This is a genomic window from Cryobacterium fucosi, from assembly GCF_004403515.1.
In the GTDB taxonomy this organism is placed as follows: Bacteria; Actinomycetota; Actinomycetes; order Actinomycetales; family Microbacteriaceae; genus Cryobacterium; species Cryobacterium fucosi.
Genome location: NZ_SOHH01000009.1, coordinates 1 through 19,630 on the forward strand (window position 1 = coordinate 1; position 19,630 = coordinate 19,630).

A 19,630-nucleotide genomic window follows, 5' to 3' on the forward strand; every position below is an offset into this window, starting at 1 on the left:
GAGGGCGTTGTTCTCGACCGTACATCGAGAACCACATAGTGGACGCTTGCAGCTTATTCAAACTGGTGTGTTATCAAATTGTTGGCTTATTAGTACCGGTCAGCTCCAAGGGTCTTTAGTCCCCTCTTCCACATCCGGCCTATCAACGCAGTAGTCTAGCTGCGAGCCTCTCCCCCGAAGGGATGGAAATCTCATCTCGAAGCCGGCTTCCCGCTTAGATGCTTTCAGCGGTTATCCGTTCCGAACGTAGCTAATCAGCGGTGCTCCTGGCGGAACAACTGACACACCAGAGGTTCGTCCATCCCGGTCCTCTCGTACTAGGGATAGATCTTCTCAAATTTCCTGCGCGCGCAGCGGATAGGGACCGAACTGTCTCACGACGTTCTAAACCCAGCTCGCGTACCGCTTTAATGGGCGAACAGCCCAACCCTTGGGACCTACTCCAGCCCCAGGATGCGACGAGCCGACATCGAGGTGCCAAACCATGCCGTCGATATGGACTCTTGGGCAAGATCAGCCTGTTATCCCCGAGGTACCTTTTATCCGTTGAGCGACAGCGCTTCCACAAGCCACTGCCGGATCACTAGTCCCGACTTTCGTCCCTGCTCGACTTGTCAGTCTCACAGTCAAGCTCCCTTGTGCACTTACACTCGACACCTGATTGCCAACCAGGTTGAGGGAACCTTTGGGCGCCTCCGTTACTTTTTAGGAGGCAACCGCCCCAGTTAAACTACCCACCAGGCACTGTCCCTGAACCGGATCACGGTTCGAAGTTAGATATCCAATATGACCAGAGTGGTATTTCAACGTTGACTCCACTCGAACTAGCGTCCAAGCTTCACAGTCTCCCACCTATCCTACACAAGCCACACCGAACACCAATACCAAGCTGTAGTAAAGGTCACGGGGTCTTTCCGTCCTGCTGCGCGTAACGAGCATCTTTACTCGTAATGCAATTTCGCCGAGTTCGCGGTTGAGACAGCTGGGAAGTCGTTACGCCATTCGTGCAGGTCGGAACTTACCCGACAAGGAATTTCGCTACCTTAGGATGGTTATAGTTACCACCGCCGTTTACTGGGGCTTAAATTCTCAGCTTCGCCTTGCGGCTAACCGTTCCTCTTAACCTTCCAGCACCGGGCAGGCGTCAGTCCGTATACATCGTCTTGCGACTTGGCACGGACCTGTGTTTTTAGTAAACAGTCGCTTCCCACTGGTCTCTGCGGCCTTCGAACGCTCTAGGAGCTAAGTCCTTTCACGCCTCAGGCCCCCCTTCTCCCGAAGTTACGGGGGCATTTTGCCGAGTTCCTTAACCACGATTCTCTCGATCTCCTTAGTATTCTCTACCTGATCACCTGAGTCGGTTTGGGGTACGGGTGACTAAAACCTCGCGTCGATGCTTTTCTTGGCAGCATAGGATCACTGATTTCGTCCGTGAGGACTACCCATCGGGTCTCAGCCTTATATGAGAGACGGATTTGCCTATCTCTCGGCCTACATCCTTAGACCGGGACAACCATCGCCCGGCTCAGCTACCTTCCTGCGTCACACCTGTTAATACGCTAACCGCACCAGCATAGGGTCGCACGCTAGGCCCACCCCCTCCACCCGAAGGCTTTGGTCAGTGAGATTCAGATGCTTAGCATTACTGGATTAGCTTGGACGGTTTTTCGCCAGTACGGGAATATAAACCCGTTGTCCATCGACTACGCCTGTCGGCCTCGCCTTAGGTCCCGACTTACCCAGGGCGGATTAGCCTGGCCCTGGAAACCTTGATCTTTCGGAGGACGGGTTTCTCACCCGCCTTTCGCTACTCATGCCTGCATTCTCACTCGTGTAGCCTCCACGGCTGGTTTACACCGCCGCTTCGCTGGCCACACGACGCTCTCCTACCCATCAACACGGCTGAACCAACACCACAAGGGTGCGGCTTACCAAAAATATCAATGCCACAACTTCGGTGGCGTGCTTGAGCCCCGTTACATTGTCGGCGCGGAATCACTTGACCAGTGAGCTATTACGCACTCTTTCAAGGGTGGCTGCTTCTAAGCCAACCTCCTGGTTGTCTGTGCAACTCCACATCCTTTCCCACTTAGCACGCGCTTTGGGACCTTAGTTGGTGGTCTGGGTTGTTTCCCTCTCGACGATGAAGCTTATCCCCCACCGTCTCACTGCTGCGCTCTCACTTACCGGCATTCGGAGTTTGGCTGACGTCAGTAAGCTTTTAGGCCCCATCGGCCATCCAGTAGCTCTACCTCCGGCAAGAAACACGCAACGCTGCACCTAAATGCATTTCGGAGAGAACCAGCTATCACGAAGTTTGATTGGCCTTTCACCCCTATCCACAGCTCATCCCCTCCATTTTCAACTGAAGTGGGTTCGGTCCTCCACGACGTCTTACCGTCGCTTCAACCTGGCCATGGATAGATCACTTCGCTTCGGGTCTAGGACATGCGACTGAATCGCCCTATTCAGACTCGCTTTCGCTACGCATTCCCCTCACGGGTTAAGCTCGCCACATATCACTAACTCGCAGGCTCATTCTTCAAAAGGCACGCTGTCACCAGAACAAAGCTGGCTCCAACGGTTTGTAAGCAAACGGTTTCAGGTACTATTTCACTCCCCTCCCGGGGTACTTTTCACCTTTCCCTCACGGTACTTGTTCACTATCGGTCATGTAGGAGTATTTAGGCTTATCAGGTGGTCCTGACAGATTCACACGGGATTTCTCGGGCCCCGTGCTACTTGGGATACTCTTCGGGCGATTGCTGCATTTCGACTACGGGGTTCGCACCCTCTTCGACCAGGCTTTCAATCCTGTTCGTCTATACAACGTTCTAACCCTTACGCTTCGGCAGAAGCAGCAGAAAAGTCCCGCAACCCCGACCATGCAACACCTGCCGGCTATCACACATGATCGGTTTAGCCTCATCCGGTTTCGCTCGCCACTACTAACGGAATCACTATTGTTTTCTCTTCCTGTGGGTACTGAGATGTTTCACTTCCCCACGTTCCCTCTACCCGCCCTATATATTCAGGCGGGAGTCACCAGGTCACCTCACGGGCCTGACGGGGTTTCCCCATTCGGACATCCTCGGATCACAGTTCGTTTATCAACTCCCCGAGGCTTATCGCAGATTACTACGTCCTTCTTCGGCTCTACATGCCAAGGCATTCACCGTTTGCTCTTGAAAATTTGAAATCACATGAGTTTGAATCGATTAAGAACCATAAGACTCGAAAGTCTCACGGTCGAAATTGACCAATGATCTAACACTCTTACGAGTGCGTTGATCTTTGTAATCTGTCGGACAAAAAGTCCGATCAAATTTAAGATGCTCGCGTCCACTGTGTAGTTCTCAAAGTACGGGCGGTACCCTCACCTGCCCACGAATGATGTGAACAAGAAAAGGTCCAGAGGAACAGTCCAACCAGGCCGAAGCCCAAGTTGTTCCGGTCCCTCAGGACCCAACAGCGTGCAATATGCAAACCCTCGACGCTCAACCCTGTCCAACTCCCCTGCTGTAAACAACAGCGGAGCGTACCGGGATCTCACGTTCTAGACCTGCATCAATGTCAATGTTCCACCCATGAGCGCCACCGGGAAACAGGTGTCCCCGAAATGGCTTGGCAGTGGTGTTCCGCTGTAGACAGACGGCACTGCTGTGCTCCTTAGAAAGGAGGTGATCCAGCCGCACCTTCCGGTACGGCTACCTTGTTACGACTTAGTCCTAATCACCGATCCCACCTTCGACAGCTCCTCCCCTTACGGGTTAGGCCACTGGCTTCGGGTGTTACCGACTTTCATGACTTGACGGGCGGTGTGTACAAGGCCCGGGAACGTATTCACCGCAGCGTTGCTGATCTGCGATTACTAGCGACTCCGACTTCATGAGGTCGAGTTGCAGACCTCAATCCGAACTGAGACCGGCTTTTTGGGATTCGCTCCACCTTACGGTATTGCAGCCCTTTGTACCGGCCATTGTAGCATGCGTGAAGCCCAAGACATAAGGGGCATGATGATTTGACGTCATCCCCACCTTCCTCCGAGTTGACCCCGGCAGTATCCCATGAGTTCCCACCATTACGTGCTGGCAACATAGGACGAGGGTTGCGCTCGTTGCGGGACTTAACCCAACATCTCACGACACGAGCTGACGACAACCATGCACCACCTGTATAGAGACCTTGCGGGGCGACTGTTTCCAGACGTTTCCTCTATATGTCAAGCCTTGGTAAGGTTCTTCGCGTTGCATCGAATTAATCCGCATGCTCCGCCGCTTGTGCGGGCCCCCGTCAATTCCTTTGAGTTTTAGCCTTGCGGCCGTACTCCCCAGGCGGGGAACTTAATGCGTTAGCTGCGACACGGAGACCGTGGAATGGTCCCCACATCTAGTTCCCAACGTTTACGGCATGGACTACCAGGGTATCTAATCCTGTTCGCTCCCCATGCTTTCGCTCCTCAGCGTCAGTTACGGCCCAGAGATCTGCCTTCGCCATTGGTGTTCCTCCTGATATCTGCGCATTCCACCGCTACACCAGGAATTCCAATCTCCCCTACCGCACTCTAGTCTGCCCGTACCCACTGCAGGCCCGAGGTTGAGCCTCGGGTTTTCACAGCAGACGCGACAAACCGCCTACGAGCTCTTTACGCCCAATAATTCCGGACAACGCTTGCACCCTACGTATTACCGCGGCTGCTGGCACGTAGTTAGCCGGTGCTTTTTCTGCAGGTACCGTCACTTTTACGCTTCTTCCCTACTAAAAGAGGTTTACAACCCGAAGGCCGTCGTCCCTCACGCGGCGTTGCTGCATCAGGCTTTCGCCCATTGTGCAATATTCCCCACTGCTGCCTCCCGTAGGAGTCTGGGCCGTGTCTCAGTCCCAGTGTGGCCGGTCACCCTCTCAGGCCGGCTACCCGTCGTCGCCTTGGTGAGCCATTACCTCACCAACAAGCTGATAGGCCGCGAGCTCATCCTTGACCAAAATTCTTTCCACCCCAGAAGATGCCTTCCAAGGTCGTATCCGGTATTAGACGTCGTTTCCAACGCTTATCCCAGAGTCAAGGGCAGATTGCTCACGTGTTACTCACCCGTTCGCCACTAATCAGAGAAGCAAGCTCCTCATCATCGTTCGACTTGCATGTGTTAAGCACGCCGCCAGCGTTCGTCCTGAGCCAGGATCAAACTCTCCGTAAATGTTTAACTGCACAGCCAGACCCTTCGACAAGCTCAGGGACCGACCGGCACATCCAGTGTGCCCGACCACCGGAATAGGCGGACCAGACACAAGTTTGAAACTGACAGAACAAATCATTACTGACTTGCTTTGTTGTTAAAATGTTTTCCAAAGGAATCTCCTGGCCCTTCACCGCTAGAAACGGATCCAAACCACGAGGTTTTTGGCATTTGACATTGTGCACGCTGTTGAGTTCTCAAGGATCGGACGCACCCAACATCAGGCCCAAATGGGCTGTCGCTTCGGGGCTCTTCCTGTTGTTTCTTGTTGTCGTATTCGGTCCCGGTGAAGGGACTCAACACAACATCATCAAGGCAGAATCCGACTGGCAGATTTTGACTTGGGAGTGGTCCCGCTTGAGGCCGGTAAGCACATCCGCTTTCCGAACCTGTGGGGTGACTTGAATGACATTACGGTGAATCCCAGGGGGCCGCAACTCACTGCTACATCCCGGGCGTGTCGCCTCCGGATGCGAGTCAGCACAGGCCCGGCTGACGGTCCCGCGCCAGTGCGTGACCGGTCAGGATCGGGTGGAAACCGTGACGGTGAACTTGGTGTTCCGTCCGACCTGGTGCGTGGGTCCGACGATGCGGGTGAGCGCCGGGCGATAGCCGAGGTGGGTGTTCCAGACCGTCCACAGTTCGCCGCCGGGCGCGAGCACCCTGGCCGCGTCATGGAAGAGCTTGAGTGCGATGCCGGCGTGGACCGACGACCCGATGTGGAAGGGCGGGTTCAACAGGATCAGCTCGGCGGAGGCATCCGGCCGGTTCGCGAGGGCGTCGTCCCGGATCACCCTCACGCGGTCGGTCAGGCCGTTGGCGGCCATGGTGGCGCCGGCCGATGCGACGGCGGCCGCCGACTGGTCGGCGGCGAGGACGGTGAGCTCGGGGCGGCGCAGGGCCAGGCCTGCCGCGAGCACGCCGGTGCCGCAGCCGAGGTCGATTGCCGTTCGGGCTCCCGGTTTCATCCGACCCAGAAACTCGAGCAGGTAGCGGGTGCCGATGTCGACGGTGGTCCCGGCGAACGCCGCTCCGTGCGCGCAGACCGTGATGGCCAGGTCGTCGTGGCGCTGGGAGTGCGGCCAGTCCGGGGTGGTTCCGGCCGACGCGGGCCGGATCGGGCCGGTCGCGACCAGCAACCGTGACTTCTGCCGCGCAGGGGCCACGTCCAGCCGGGTGAAGTGGCGGGCGAGCACCCCGTTCATGGCCGGTGCCATGTGCTTGATCCGGCCACCCGCAAAGACGGTGACGTCGGCGACGGCATACCGGGCGATGGCACCGGCGATCTCGTCGAGGGCCGACAGGCTCCGCGGGAGCTGAAGCAGCACGACCCTGGCGCCGGCCAGCAGCTCCTCCGTGAGGCCCAGCGAACGGAACACGCCGGTCAGACCGGCGTCGGCGGCGTTGCGGGCCAGGGCGAGTTCCCCCGAGAGCACGTCCTGGTGCACCCGGATGCCGCGGGCTCCGCCGAGGTACGCCGCGCCCAGGGTCAGGGCGCCGTATCGGTCCTCGATCACGACGACTTCGCCGGGGGCCGCGGACGCGACGGCGCCGGCCGCCTCATCGAGGATCAGCCGGTCGCTCGCATCCACGGCGAAGAGGTTGTCGGCCTCCACGTCCGGGTAGCGGCGCAGCCGGTCGAAAGCAAAGGGGGACGGCTCGTCCGCCGCCCCGGCCGGATGCGTCATGCGGCGCTACTCCTTGTGGCCGAGCGGGCGCCAGATCACGATCTGGTTCGAGCGTCTGCTGCGGGTGCCGGCGCGCATCGAGATGACCTCCCCGGCCGAGCCCGCCGCGAAGACGCGGCGGCCCGGGCGGTTGAGCAACTCGTCGGCGAGGGCCGCCTCGAGTTCACGCAGGCGGGATTCGAGCCCGCGAACGTGGTCTTCCAATTCGAGGATGCGCCGGATTCCCTCCAGACTCACACCCTCGGCACCCAGGTCCGCGATCTCGCGCAACTTCGCCACGTCCCGCATGGAGTACCGGCGGGACCGACCGGGGGTGCGGTCTGGGCTCACCAGCCCCAGGCGGTCGTACTGGCGCAGGGTTTGCGGGTGCATGCCCGCAAGCTCTGCCGCCATCGAGATCACGAAGACCCGGGTGTTTTCGTCCACCGCTAGTCTCTCGCCTTCGCCAGGAGGTCGTCGCGCGGGTTCTCCTTCGGCAGGGCGGCCGCGAACGCCTCGAGTTTCTCCTCGGCGTCCTTGGACAGGTGCGACGGCACGGCAACCTGCACCTCGGCGAGCAGGTCGCCGGTGCCCTTGGGCGTCACGACCCCGCGCCCCTTGACTCGCAGGACTCGGCCACTCGGGGTGCCCGGTGCGATCCGCAGCTTGACCGGAGGGCCGCCGAGGGTGGGCACCTCGATCGTCGCGCCCAGCGCGGCCTCGACGAAGGTGACCGGAACGGCCACCCGGAGGTTGAGGCCCTCGCGCTCGAAGACCGGATGCTTGCGCACCGAGACCGTGAGCACGATGTCGCCGGATTCGCCGCCGTCAGGGCTGTGCTGGCCCTGGCCGCGGAGCTTGATCTTCTGGCCATCCGCGACACCGGCCGGGATCTTCACCTTGATCGCGCGACCATCCTGCGTCTGCAGGGTGATCTGGTCCCCGTGGGTGGCCGTGATGAAGTCGACGGTGGTCGACGCGATGACGTCCCGGCCGCGGGTCGGGCCGCCGTAGCCGCGGAAGCCGCCGCTCGTGCTGCCGAAACCGCCACCACCACCACCACGGCCGAACATTCCGCCGAGGAGGTCGTCGTAGCCGCCCTGCTCGTAGGAGTACCCCTGTTGCCGTGCTCCTCCGCCGAACATGCCGCCGAACACGTCGTCGAAGCCGCCGGCCTGCCCGCCGCCGCCCCGGGGGGCGGTGAAGCGTGCTCCACCGCCCATGGCGCGCACGGCGTCGTATTCCTTGCGCTGCGCAGGGTCGCCGATCACCGAGTGGGCCTCGCTGATTTCCTTGAACTTCGCCTCGGCCGCCGGGTTGCCCGGATTGGAGTCCGGGTGATACTTGCGGGCCAGCTTCCGGTAGGCCTTCTTCAGCTCGGCCGGGGTGACATCCTTCGCGACACCCAGGACCTTGTAGAAGTCCTTGTCAAACCAGTCCTGGCTAGCCATCGCTCGGTACCTGGACTACGACCTTGGCCACACGCAGGAGCGTCGAGCCGAGGAAGTAGCCGGTCTCGACCACATCGCCGACGGTGTCCGCCTCCACGTCCGTGCTGGGCAACTGGAAGATCGCCTCGTGCACGTTCGGGTCGAAGGGCTCCCCCACCGCGCCGAACGGCGTCACGCCGAGGCGCTCCACGCTCGCCCGCAGTTTGGCGGCAATGGTGCTGAAGGCCGTGTCGGCGACCAGGTCGCCGTGCTTCTCGGCCCGGTCGAGGTCGTCGAGCACCGGGATCAGGCCCTTGACGACATCCACGGTGACGCGCTCGCGCAGGGCCTCGCGGTTCGCCTCGGTGCGCTTGCGGTAGTTCGCGTATTCCGCGGTGACCCGCTTCAGGTCGGCGAGGTGCTCGTCGGACGGCTCCGCGGCTTCGCGGTCGGCGGCGTCGAGGATGTCCTGGACGGTGAGTTCGTCCTCGTCGATCCCGTCGGCCGGAGCACCGGTCTCCGCGGCGTGGTCCGTCCCGGGGGCACCCTCGGCGGGCACCCCCTCCTCGAACGGCTCGTCCTCAGGACGCTTGTCGTCTGCCATTACTGCTTGGTTCCTGAGCTGGTCGAAGGGTCGTCCTCGTCGTCGACGACCTCGGCGTCAACGACGTCCTCATCGGCCTTGGCTGACTCGGCGGTCGGTTCCCCGGCGTCGGCGGGAGGCGTTGCGGCATCCGCCTGGCTGGACTTGTAGATGGCCTCGCCGATCTTGCCCTGGCTCTCGTTGAGCTTGTCGAACGCGGTCTTCACGGCCGCGTCGTCGTCTCCGGCGAGTGCGGACTTGAGGGCGTCGACGTCGGCCTGGACCTCGGTCTTGACCTCCTCTGGCAGCTTCTCGTTGTTCTCCTTGATCAGCTTCTCGATCGAGTAGGCGAGCTGCTCGGCGGTGTTGCGGGTCTCGGCTGCCTCGCGGCGGCGCTTGTCCTCCGCGGCGTGCTCCTCACCCTCGCGCACCATGCGCTCGATGTCCTCCTTCGCCAGCGACGAGCCGCCGGTGATGGTCATCGACTGCTCCTTGCCGGTGCCCTTGTCCTTGGCGGACACGTGCACGATGCCGTTGGCGTCGAGGTCGAAGGTGACCTCCACCTGCGGGATGCCGCGTGGGGCCGGCGCGATGCCGGTCAGCTCGAACGTGCCCAGGTTCTTGTTGTCGCGGGTGAACTCGCGCTCGCCCTGGAAGACCTGGATCGCCACGGACGGCTGGTTGTCGTCGGCCGTGGTGAACGTCTCGCTGCGCTTGGTCGGGATGGCCGTGTTGCGCTCGATCAGGCGCGTCATGATGCCGCCCTTGGTTTCGATGCCGAGGCTCAGCGGGGTGACGTCGATGAGCAGGACGTCCTTGCGCTCACCCTTCAGCACCCCGGCCTGGAGTGCGGCACCGACGGCGACGACCTCATCGGGGTTGACGCCCTTGTTCGGGTCCTTGCCGCCGGTCTCGCTCTTGACGAGCTCGTAGACGGCGGGCATGCGGGTGGAACCGCCGACGAGAACGACGTGCGCGATGTCCTCCACCTTGACGCCGGCCTCACGGATGACGTCCTGGAACGGCTTCTTGGTGCGGTCGAGCAGGTCTTCGGTCATCTTCTCGAACTGAGCGCGGGTGAGCGTCTCGTCGAGGTTCGCGGGGCCGTTCTCGGTCAGCGAGAGGTAGGGCAGCTGGATGCTGGCCGACATGCTGCTGGAGAGTTCCTTCTTGGCCTGCTCCGCGGCCTCCTTGAGGCGCTGCTTGGCGATCTTGTCCTTGGAGACGTCGACGCCGGTGGTTTCCTTGAACTTCTTGATCAGGTGGTCGACGATGCGCTGGTCCCAGTCGTCGCCGCCGAGGCGGTTGTCGCCGGCGGTCGAGCGCACCTGGATGGTGGAGAAGTCGTCGTCCTTGCCCACCTCGAGGAGGGAGACGTCGAAGGTTCCGCCACCGAGGTCGAAGACCAGGATGAGCTCGTCTTCCTTGCCGCGGTCGAGGCCGTAGGCCAGGGCTGCGGCGGTCGGCTCGTTGATGATGCGGAGCACGTTGAGACCAGCGATCTCACCGGCCTCCTTGGTGGCCTGTCGCTCGGCGTCGTTGAAGTACGCGGGAACGGTGATGACGGCATCCGTCACCTTGTCGCCCAGGTACTGCTCGGCGTCGCGCTTGAGCTTGGCCAGGATGCGGGCGGAGATCTCCTGCGGGGTGTACTTCTTGTCGTCGATGGCGACGTCCCAGTTGGTGCCGACGTGGCGCTTGACCGACGAGATGGTGCGGTCGACGTTGGTGACGGCCTGGCGCTTGGCGGTCTCGCCGACCAGCACCTCGCCGTCCTTGGTGAAGGCGACGACGGACGGTGTGGTCCGGAAGCCTTCGGCGTTTGCGATGACGGTGGGTTCTCCACCCTCGAGGACGGCCACCACAGAGTTGGTGGTTCCGAGGTCGATGCCTACTGCACGGGCCATGTGTGCGTTCTCCTTCAAAGTTTTTTCTCAGCGTGATCGATCGGTATGATTTCTCAGACTTGAGTGGTAATGGCTCAAGTGTGGCATCAGCACAAATCCGAGTCAAGCCAGCCAGCTGAAAGTTGAGTGTGAACGACTCAACTTTGAGTCGGGGAAGAAGGCTTCACGGTTTCCCCCGATTTGTGGCCGCCGCCCACTACTCTGGGCGCATGACCGGGATTGCGCAGGGCGGCACGGATGCCCAGGTGTCGCCACACGAGACGAGCCGCCGCCGTGTGGTGGCCTGGAGCTTCTGGGACTGGGGCTCCGCGGCGTTCAACGCGGTCGTCACCACCTTCGTCTTCACCGTCTACATCACGGGGTCGTCCTTCGGCGACAAGGACGTGATCTCGGCGCAGCTGGGCTGGGCCCTGGCGATCGCCGGTTTCCTGGTGGCGGTTCTCGCGCCGATCACCGGGCAGCGCTCTGACACCTCCGGGCGGCGCAAGCTGTGGCTGGGAGTGAACACGTTCATCGTCGTAATCATCACCGCCGCGATGTTCTTCGTGCAGGCCTCGCCCGACTTCCTGCTGCTCGGGCTGTTCCTGGTGGCCGCCGGCAACGTCTTCTTCGAATTCGCGGGCGTCAATTACAACGCCATGCTCGCCCAGGTCTCCACACCGCGCACGATCGGCAAGGTCAGCGGCTTCGGCTGGGGAATGGGCTACATCGGCGGGATCGTGCTGCTGCTCATCGTCTACTTCGGCTTCATCCAGCCCGAGGTGGGCCTGTTCGGGGTGACCGGGGAGAACGGCCTCTCGGTCCGGGTGGCGATGCTGATCGCGGCGGCCTGGTTCGGCCTGTTCGCCCTGCCGGTGCTGCTCACCGTGCCCGAATACCACTCTCCCGCCACCGTGCGGCGGGAACGGGTGGGCTTCCTCCGCTCCTACGTCGTGCTCGGCCAGGACATCGCGCGGCTCTGGAAGACCAGCCGGCACACGGTCTACTTCCTGATCGCGAGCGCAGTGTTCCGGGACGGCCTGGCCGGGGTGTTCACCTTCGGCGGGGTGCTCGCGGCATCCGTCTTCGGATTCTCGCCCGGCGAGGTGATCATCTTCGCGATCGCGGCGAACGTGGTCGCGGGCATCGCGACGATCAGCGTCGGCGTGCTCGACGATCGGCTGGGCGCGAAACCCGTGATCGTGACGGCCCTGGTCGGCCTGATCGTCTGCGGCGGGCTGGTCTTCTTCCTGCACGACGGCGGGCAGATCGTGTTCTGGACCGCGGGGCTGGCGCTGACCCTCTTCGTGGGCCCTGCCCAGTCGGCCAGTCGCACCTTCCTGGCCCGGCTGATTCCGCCGGGGCGCGAGGGCGAGGTATTCGGCCTCTACGCGACCACCGGCCGCGCGGTGAGCTTCCTCGCCCCGACCATGTTCGCGCTGATGGTCACGATCTTCGGGGAGACCTACTGGGGCATCCTCGGAATCGTGCTCGTCTTGTTGGTCGGCCTGCTCGTGCTGATTCCGGTGAAGCCGAAGCAGGATCAAATCGGCTGAGCGAATCCTGTTTGTTGTCTGGAGATACCCTGAACTCTCGTCTGAGCCGATCTTCCTTGTCAGGCTGGAGTCATGACTACCTTGCAGATCCAGAAGGCCGAACTCCTCAACGCGCTGCACGTTCCAGGGTCCCCGCTGATTGTCACGAACGTCTGGGACGCCATCACCGCCAGGGTCGTGGCGCAGGCGCCCGGCGTGAAGGCCCTCGCGACTGCGTCGCATTCGGTGTCGAATGCGCGCGGGCTGCAGGACGGTGAGGGTCTCAGCGTCAACGAAGCCATCGCCGCGGCACGCCTGATCATCGACGCGGTCGACCTGCCGGTCTCGGTCGACTTCGAGAAGGGCTACGCCCCGGATGCCGCGGGCGTGGCCCGCAACGTGCGCCGCCTGATCGAGGAGTCCGGTGCCGTCGGCATCAATCTTGAGGACTCGATCGGCGCGCCGAAGGCTCCCCAGTTCGACATTCCGACCGCGGCCGCGCGGGTGTCCGCAGCCCGCACCGCCGCGGAAGCGACCGGCATCCCGCTCGTGATCAACGCGCGCGTGGACACCCTGGCCGGCGGCGGCGAGTGGGACGAAGCCGTCGAACGCGCGAACGCCTACCTCGACGCGGGTGCCGATGTGATCTTCTTCCTCGGTCTGAATGACGAGAACAAGGTGAAGCGCGCCCTGGACGAGGTCAACGGCCGGATCTCGGTGATCGGGCATCCGGGGGCCGTGCCGCTGGCCCGCCTCGCCGAACTCGGCGTCTCCCGGGTCAGCTTCGGCCCTGGCTCGCTCGGCCTCACCCTCGCGGCGTTGCAACGCTCCGCGTCGCAGCTCACCTCCCTCGGCGACTACCCCACCGACCTCGCCTTTCCCTTCGCCCTCGCCCCCTGACCCCGAACCCGCCCGCGCGGTCCACTCGGCGGCAGTCGCAGCGGTGAGCGCTCCAGTTGCGCCGCTGCGCGCCTGGAGCGCCTGGCGCGCAGCGGCGCTACGGGCGCGCTCGGCTGACTAACGGATGCGGGTGGCCTCGTTGTGCTCGACGAGCAGCCAGGTCGCGCCCTCGTCGTCGGACACCCAGCCCTCCCAGGTGTAGGCGTCGTCCGTGATCGAGACGAAGTTCCAGCGGATCGGGCGGCCGTCGGTGCCCGTGCCATCCTGGCGCAGGCCGTTGCGGTGCGGGGTGGCCACGAGGTGGCAGTACTCCCCGATCTTCGGCGCGAAGTAGCTGACCCGCCAGGCGCCGGCGTGCGGGTCGTAGACCCGCACGGCCATCGCCACGGTCTCGAACCCGCTCGGATGGGTGTCGCTGACGACGACCTCGATGTCCTGCACGGCGCGCCCGTCGAGCACGAATTCGACGATCCAGGTGAAGTCGCGTTCGCGCCACGCGCCACTGGCCTCGTCGAGCCGCGAGCCCTTGGCCGCCCAGGTTCCGACGAGCTGGCCGAACCGGCGCATCCGCCCCGGGTACTCAGGCGTCGGTCCCGGCGCGATGAGCGCCTCGGTGAAGCGGGGCACGGATGTGGTCATGAGACGATTTTACCGGGCGCATGTTGCGTCCGTGTGAACGAGGCTACTCGCCGCTGGTCGAACCGGCCCGGTGGGCGGGCCACTCCCCGCTGGCCGAGCCACTCCCCGCTGGCCGAGCCACTCCCCGCTGGCCGAGCCACTCCCCGCTGGCCGAGCCACTCCCCGCTGGCCGAGCCACTCCCCGCTGGCCGAGCCACTCCCCGCTGGCCGAGCCACTCCCCGCTGGCCGAGCCACTCCCCGCTGGCCGAGCCACTCCCCGCTGGCCGAGCCACTCCCCGCTGGCCGAGCCACTCCCCGCTGGCCGAGCCACTCCCCGCTGGCCGAGCCACTCCCCGCTGGCCGAGCCACTCCCCGCTGGCCGAGCCACTCCCCGCTGGCCGAGCCACTCCCCGCTGGCCGAGCCACTCCCCGCTGGCCGAGCCACTCCCCGCTGGCCGAGCCACTCCCCGCTGGCCGAGCCACTCCCCGCTGGCCGAGCCACTCCCCGCTGGCCGAGCCACTCCCCGCTGGCCGAGCCACTCCCCGGTGGTCGAGCTTGTCGAGACCGTGACGTCCGTGCGGTGAAAACCCATGAACGACCGGGACGCCGTCGGCCCGCGCTGGCCCTGGTAGCGGGAGCTGTACTCGCTCGAGCCGTAGGGACGCTCCGCCGGCGAGCTCAGCCGGAAGAAGCACAGCTGGCCGATCTTCATCCCCGGCCACAGCTTGATCGGCAGGGTGGCGACATTGCTCAGTTCGAGCGTGACGTGACCGGCGAAGCCGGGGTCGATGAACCCGGCCGTGGAGTGGGTGAGCAGGCCCAGGCGGCCCAACGAGCTCTTGCCCTCGAGCCGGGCGGCGATGTCGTCGGGCAGGCTCACCTTCTCGTAGGTGGCTCCGAGTACGAACTCGCCCGGGTGCAGGATGAACGGCTCGTCCCGGGGAGTCTCGATCAGCCGGGTGAGGTCCGGCTGGTCTTCGGCCGGGTCGATGTACGGATACTTATGGTTGTCGAACAGGCGGAAGAAGCCGTCCAGACGCACATCGATGCTCGACGGCTGGATCATGTCGGGCCGATACGGCTCCAGACGGATTCGTTCCGCGTCGATTTCAGCCTTGATGTCGCGATCCGAGAGCAGCACGGTTCCAGCCTAACGGCGTGGAGTTGATATGCTGGCACGGTTCGGTGCTGGCTTACCCCTTCACCCGGCGCGCGGATGTAGTTCAATGGTAGAACTTCAGCTTCCCAAGCTGATAGCGCGGGTTCGATTCCCGTCATCCGCTCCGTTGAGGCTCGGTGAAAAGTTGTGGCTTCGGGAATCGCTCTCGTCATGCTTGCAGACGAGCTATTCTGCCTGGGTGGAGTGGAGCGGCCGTCCGGGCTACCGTTCGTCACGTCCACTGGACCGAGTTCACAGGGGAACCCCGGAGGTGCCTGGGGTAGGTCGCCACGACGGCCCCGAGGCGAAGCCGCCGGTCAGCGGCTCCGGCGCAGGCTCAGGCTCCGGCTCCGGCTCCGGCTCCGGCTCACCGAGCCTGCCGGCTTGGTCCGGGGCCGAGCGCGAGCACGGCGGCGAAGACAAGGAGCGCGGACAGGATCACGACCCCGTTGACCAGCTCCACCGACCAGGCGACGCCCTGGCCGAGGTTCTTCACGAGCAGCTGGCCCGGCCAGACCAGGAGGGGAATCAGGGCTGCGGCGACGAGCTCCCTGGCACGCGCCCGGCTGCCGCGCCGGTCGAGCGTGACCAGGGCGGCATCCGTCACCGCCGCCGCCGCCAATGCGGCGAGGACGACCCGCGGGTCGTGGAAGTCCTCCAGGAGGGAGGCGAGCAGGGCGAGGGAGGTCACGAGCACGGTCACGGTGCCGAAGAAGGCGAGTCGGGCGCGAATGAGGTAGACCACCGGCACCACCAGGACGAAGGAGCTGACCAGGTAGCCGCTGAGCCCGACGACGGTGAAGCTGCCTTCCGGCACCTGGGCCGCACCGCCGACCGTGAAGCTCTCCGGGTCGGTCAGGAAGCCGGAGGTGAAGCTCACCGCGAAGGCCCAGATGGCGGTGATCGACGTCACGGCCAGGGTCACTGTCAGCTTGACCCCGAACGACGCCGGCCCGGCTCGGCGGCGTGCGGCCAGGATCGGCCCGGACATCAGAAGTGAGCCGGCCACGAACAGCCAGAGGTGCGACGGGCTGAGCAGCGCGTCGAGGTCGGCCTCGATGCCGAAGATCTGGTGCCAGGCCAGGTCGCCGGCGCCGCCGATCGCGAACAGCACCGCCCCCGCCGCCGCGAATCCATAGCCGGCGGGGATGCGCGCAACCACTCCCAGCCGATGGCGGACGGCGGCGCGTCGGCTGACCACGGCGATCCACCCGCCCAGCAGGAGCAGGCCGCCGTAGACCAGACCATGCCAGGGGGTGAAGAAGGAGTCCGGCAGGCCCAGCACGTGGGCGCGCCCGTCGAGGTACAGGGCCACCGAGATCTCGAGGCCGAGCACGGCGCCCACCAGGTCGTCCGTGACCGTGCTCAGGACGGGAGCACCTGCCCTCGGGTCACCCTCGCCCGCGCCTCCGCCGGCGGGTTCAGCCGACTGCACTCCGCGGCCGGAACCCACCCGATCAGTACCCATCTGCAGTACCCATCTGCCGCCTCCAGCCGCCGTCGTGACCACGCATGACCACGCATGACCACGCATGACCGAAAATACGCGCGACGATCGCGGCGCACAACCGCCAGGGCCCGGTCAGACCCCATCTCGCGGCGGCGGAATCGTGAGCTCGTCGAGTACTCTGCGGGGGCGACACCGCGAATCGTCCAGCGTATTCTTCGCCGGCCCTGCCGTGCGGGGTCACCGGCCGGCTCGCCAGATCGGACCACGCGGCGGCGGCCAGGTACTCCCGCCGTCCGCCGCCATGGGGCGACGGTCCCGCGCGGCGGGGCCGCCGAACTGCGAAACTGGAGTCCGGCGTTGGCGCTGCCAACATTCTGGAGGCCTCTTGTCACCCGCACCATTCGACCCGGCCGCACTGCCGGCATCCGTTCACCTGGAGACCGGCAGGGGCGGCCTGCCGGTCGTGCGGGTGGTCGGCCGACAGGGCTCGGCCGAGCTGTACCTGCACGGCGCTCACCTGACCTCGTGGACGCCGGCCGGTGGCCTGCCGGTGCTCTGGTTGAGCGCGGCCAGCCTGTTCACCGAGGCGAAGGCGATCCGCGGCGGGGTGCCGATCTGCTTCCCGTGGTTCGGGGCCAACCCGCTCGACCCGGCCGCCCCCGCGCACGGATTCGCCCGACTGTCGGCATGGGAGCTCGTCGGCGCCCGCGACGAGGACGGCACCGTGGCCGTCACCCTCCGGCTGGCCGACAGCCCGGCCACCCGAACCACGGCCTGGCCGCACCGATTCGAGGCGCTGTACACCGTGACCGTGGGCGCCCGGCTGACCCTCGCGCTCACGGTGACGAACCGGGGCCCGGATGCCGTCACCTTCGAGGAGGCGCTGCACAGCTACCTGGCCGTGGACGACATTCGCGCCACCGAAGTGACCGGCCTCGAGGGTGCGCCCTACCTTGACCAGCTCGCCGGGATGTCGGTCGAGACGGACACCGTCCCCGTGCGATTCAGCGCCGAAACGGACCGGATCTACCTGGACAGCCCCGCCGCCACGGCCGTGACCGACGGCTCCGGCCGCACCGTGTCCATCGCCACCGGCGGCTCGCACAGCACGATCGTCTGGAACCCGTGGATCGTCAAGGCGGGCTCGATGGTGGACTTCGGCGACGACGAGTGGACCGGCATGGTGTGCGTCGAGACCGCGAACGTGCGCACGGATGCCGTGCGGCTGGGTCCCGGCCAGAGCCACACGATGAGCCTGCTGCTCAGCGCCATCGCCTGAGCGCTCCGCCGCACCACCGCGGCACCGGGCGCACCACCCCGCCGCGCCACTTCGCAGCGAGCGCGCCAGTTGCGCCGTTGCGCGCCAGGCACACGTGGCGCGCAGCGGCTGAAGTGGCGCGCTGGGCCTCGGCCGACTCTTCGAGGCAGACGGCGGGCGGGCGGGTGCACAGGCAGGTACGCCGGCGGGCTGGTGGGCCGACGGATAAGCCCGCGCTACGAAGCCGGCAGGCCGGCGGGGACCTGGCCGAGCAGCCAGGCGACGACGTCGGCCGCGCCCCAGCCGTCCGGGTGGGCGTCGCGGAGCACGGCCGCACCCTCGATGTCGTTGCCGAGGGTGAGCAGGGGCGACTCGACGTACCCGGTCTTGCGGGTCTGGCCCAGTCCGACCGTCGCGGTCAGCGCGTTGCAGAGGCAGGCCCGGCCGACTGTGTCCTCGACGGCGCCGCCCTTGCGCACGTACATGTGCACCGGCTCACTCGGGCAGCGAAAGCCCACGACACCGTCCTTGCGCTGGTACGGTTCGCGCAGGTAGCTGAGGTCGCAGAGTCGCACCCGCTCGTCGTAGACGGCGGGCACCGAGAGCGTCCCGGGCAGCTGGGCAACCTTGAACGGGAAGCCCGTCGGCGAGGCGGCGGCATCCGTTCTGATCGACAGCTCGCCGTCGTCGATCCGGTCGAGCACGGCGTCGCGCAGGGTGTCGGCGAGGCCGGACTCGCGGCTCAGCGCGAAGAGGGTGCCGACCTGCACACCGGCCGCGCCCGCCCGGAGCGCCTCGGCCACCCGTTCGGGCTGGCCGTAGCCTCCGGCAAGCCAGAAGGGAAGGCCGAGGTCGGCGATCTTCTCGAGGTTGGCGTCGTCACGGGGACCGTAGATGGGCTGTTTGTCGTCGTCGAGGGTGAGCCGGCCGCGCGGCGGCGCATTGTGGCCGCCGGCGGTCGGGCCCTCGATGATGAAACCGTCCGGGCGGATCTCCTCGTCCCTGGCGAGGTAGAACGCGAGCACGTGTGCGGCGACTATCGCGAGGAACTTCGGGCGGTGCAGGGCGGGAAGCGCCTCGCCGAGCAGGTCGACCGGATCGACGCCGACGGTGTGCACGGACTCCGAGCCGGACACGTCGATGGTGACCCGGCCCTCCCGGCCCGCGGCGAACTCGTTCAGCAGGTGCGGGATCTCCCGTGGGATTCCCGCCCCCATCAGCACATAGTCTACGTCCGCCAGCATCGCCCCCAAGGCGGCGGCCGGGGTGGCCAGCTGCACCTTCTCCATATAGTTGATGCCGACGAGCCCGGAGTGGCCCTCTTTCGCCAGCCAGACTTCGACGAAGTTGCCCAGCACGCTCAGCTCCTGCTGCTCCCTGGTCGGGTGCAAGGACAGCTTGGGCACGGGCAGGTAGGAGCCGCCGTCCGGGCGGCCGTCGACCAGGAAGAACCGGGCCAGCACTCGCTCGGCGATCGCCGGCACCGGGAACGCGTCGAGGGCCCGGCGGATGTCGCCGGCCGGGTCGCCGTCCTGCAGCCTCCGGGTGAGCACCGTGTCGAGGGCGATCCCGGACACGACGCCGAGCTGGCCGGCCTGGGACACGGTGCGGGCGAGCTGCCACGAGGAGACGGCCATGCCCATGCCACCCTGGATGACGACCGGCAGTGATTTTTCGAGCACGATAGCCTCCGTGAGTGTTGCCTGGGGCCCGCAAGTTCTGGGATTCCGAGCCTGATTCAGCTTAACTCAGGCCATATGCCGGATCGGGAGTGCAACTTCGCGGAGCGCGGCGGGCGGGCGGCATCCGTGGCCCGGCGAGCGGTGCCGTGGCGAGAGGAAAGCGCCGGATTGTCCCTCTTCCAGACTTTTTCAACTTCGACGTGACGAATCCGTTCCGGCTAACGTC

Annotated in this window: 11 protein-coding genes, 1 tRNA gene, 2 rRNA genes and 1 pseudogene; 4 read left to right on the forward strand and 11 right to left on the reverse strand. The window is 64.9% G+C overall.

What is annotated here, in order from left to right:
• Positions 1-69 precede the first annotated feature (69 nt).
• The 7 genes from E3T48_RS00295 to dnaK form a co-directional block, all read right to left on the reverse strand.
• Positions 70-3,199, reverse strand: a 23S ribosomal RNA gene (locus E3T48_RS00295).
• Positions 3,200-3,673: 474 nt separating this feature from the next.
• A 16S ribosomal RNA gene (locus E3T48_RS00300) occupies positions 3,674-5,195 on the reverse strand.
• The 16S and 23S rRNA genes sit together here, the layout of an rRNA operon.
• Positions 5,196-5,755: 560 nt before the next feature.
• Positions 5,756-6,922 carry a class I SAM-dependent methyltransferase gene (locus E3T48_RS00305; RefSeq protein WP_134521906.1) on the reverse strand — a complete coding sequence of 389 codons (1,167 nt, stop codon included), beginning with the start codon at positions 6,920-6,922 and terminating at the stop codon, positions 5,756-5,758.
• Between the two features lie 6 nt (positions 6,923-6,928).
• Complete coding sequence (locus tag E3T48_RS00310) at positions 6,929-7,348, reverse strand: heat shock protein transcriptional repressor HspR (RefSeq protein ID WP_134521907.1); 420 nt, start codon at positions 7,346-7,348, stop codon at positions 6,929-6,931.
• A 2-nt stretch (positions 7,349-7,350) separates the two neighbouring features.
• Positions 7,351-8,352 carry a DnaJ C-terminal domain-containing protein gene (locus E3T48_RS00315; RefSeq protein ID WP_134521908.1) on the reverse strand — a complete coding sequence of 334 codons (1,002 nt, stop codon included), beginning with the start codon at positions 8,350-8,352 and terminating at the stop codon, positions 7,351-7,353.
• The gene (locus tag E3T48_RS00320; RefSeq protein ID WP_134521909.1) at positions 8,345-8,935 is read right to left on the reverse strand and encodes a nucleotide exchange factor GrpE; all 591 of its coding nucleotides are present in this window, start codon (positions 8,933-8,935) and stop codon (positions 8,345-8,347) included. Before E3T48_RS00320 ends, E3T48_RS00315 begins: the two co-directional genes overlap by 8 nt.
• Positions 8,935-10,821: a molecular chaperone DnaK gene (gene dnaK, locus E3T48_RS00325; RefSeq protein ID WP_134521910.1), complete on the reverse strand. Its 1,887-nt coding sequence runs from the start codon at positions 10,819-10,821 to the stop codon at positions 8,935-8,937. Before dnaK ends, E3T48_RS00320 begins: the two co-directional genes overlap by 1 nt.
• 209 nt (positions 10,822-11,030) lie before the next feature.
• On the opposite strand from dnaK, the gene E3T48_RS00330 reads away from it, so the two are divergent.
• On the forward strand, positions 11,031-12,356 hold the full coding sequence (locus E3T48_RS00330) for an MFS transporter (protein ID WP_134521911.1): 1,326 nt from the start codon (positions 11,031-11,033) through the stop codon (positions 12,354-12,356).
• A gap of 72 nt (positions 12,357-12,428) precedes the next feature.
• Positions 12,429-13,235: an isocitrate lyase/PEP mutase family protein gene (locus E3T48_RS00335; RefSeq protein ID WP_134521912.1), complete on the forward strand. Its 807-nt coding sequence runs from the start codon at positions 12,429-12,431 to the stop codon at positions 13,233-13,235.
• A 117-nt stretch (positions 13,236-13,352) separates the two neighbouring features.
• On the opposite strand, the gene E3T48_RS00340 is transcribed toward E3T48_RS00335, so the two are convergent.
• On the reverse strand, positions 13,353-13,874 hold the full coding sequence (locus E3T48_RS00340) for a hypothetical protein (RefSeq protein ID WP_134521913.1): 522 nt from the start codon (positions 13,872-13,874) through the stop codon (positions 13,353-13,355).
• Between the two features lie 522 nt (positions 13,875-14,396).
• Positions 14,397-14,996 (reverse strand): annotated as a pseudogene (gene dcd / locus E3T48_RS00345) (dCTP deaminase); the annotation flags it as partial.
• A gap of 71 nt (positions 14,997-15,067) precedes the next feature.
• Between dcd and E3T48_RS00350 the strand changes: the two are divergent.
• A tRNA-Gly gene (locus tag E3T48_RS00350) sits at positions 15,068-15,138 on the forward strand.
• Positions 15,139-15,381: 243 nt separating this feature from the next.
• Here the strand turns inward: E3T48_RS00350 and E3T48_RS00360 are convergent.
• Complete coding sequence (locus E3T48_RS00360) at positions 15,382-16,482, reverse strand: hypothetical protein (RefSeq protein ID WP_134521914.1); 1,101 nt, start codon at positions 16,480-16,482, stop codon at positions 15,382-15,384.
• 367 nt (positions 16,483-16,849) lie between these two features.
• On the opposite strand from E3T48_RS00360, the gene E3T48_RS00365 reads away from it, so the two are divergent.
• On the forward strand, positions 16,850-17,743 hold the full coding sequence (locus E3T48_RS00365; RefSeq protein WP_166789576.1) for a D-hexose-6-phosphate mutarotase: 894 nt from the start codon (positions 16,850-16,852) through the stop codon (positions 17,741-17,743).
• 215 nt (positions 17,744-17,958) lie between these two features.
• Here the strand turns inward: E3T48_RS00365 and E3T48_RS00370 are convergent, their stop codons facing one another.
• Positions 17,959-19,404, reverse strand: coding sequence for a nitronate monooxygenase (locus E3T48_RS00370; protein WP_338145211.1), 1,446 nt, complete (start codon positions 19,402-19,404; stop codon positions 17,959-17,961).
• Positions 19,405-19,630: the final 226 nt, after the last annotated feature.

Excerpts from the sequence above, each read along its gene's own strand:
- E3T48_RS00330 (WP_134521911.1), top strand. The coding sequence starts at position 11,031 with ATGACCGGGATTGCGCAGGGCGGCACGGATGCCCAGGTGTCGCCACAC.
- E3T48_RS00360 (WP_134521914.1), bottom strand. The coding sequence starts at position 16,482 with ATGGGTACTGATCGGGTGGGTTCCGGCCGCGGAGTGCAGTCGGCTGAA.
- dnaK (WP_134521910.1), bottom strand. The coding sequence starts at position 10,821 with ATGGCCCGTGCAGTAGGCATCGACCTCGGAACCACCAACTCTGTGGTG.
- E3T48_RS00315 (WP_134521908.1), bottom strand. The coding sequence starts at position 8,352 with ATGGCTAGCCAGGACTGGTTTGACAAGGACTTCTACAAGGTCCTGGGT.
- E3T48_RS00320 (WP_134521909.1), bottom strand. The coding sequence starts at position 8,935 with ATGGCAGACGACAAGCGTCCTGAGGACGAGCCGTTCGAGGAGGGGGTG.
- E3T48_RS00305 (WP_134521906.1), bottom strand. The coding sequence starts at position 6,922 with ATGACGCATCCGGCCGGGGCGGCGGACGAGCCGTCCCCCTTTGCTTTC.
- E3T48_RS00340 (WP_134521913.1), bottom strand. The coding sequence starts at position 13,874 with ATGACCACATCCGTGCCCCGCTTCACCGAGGCGCTCATCGCGCCGGGA.
- E3T48_RS00335 (WP_134521912.1), top strand. The coding sequence starts at position 12,429 with ATGACTACCTTGCAGATCCAGAAGGCCGAACTCCTCAACGCGCTGCAC.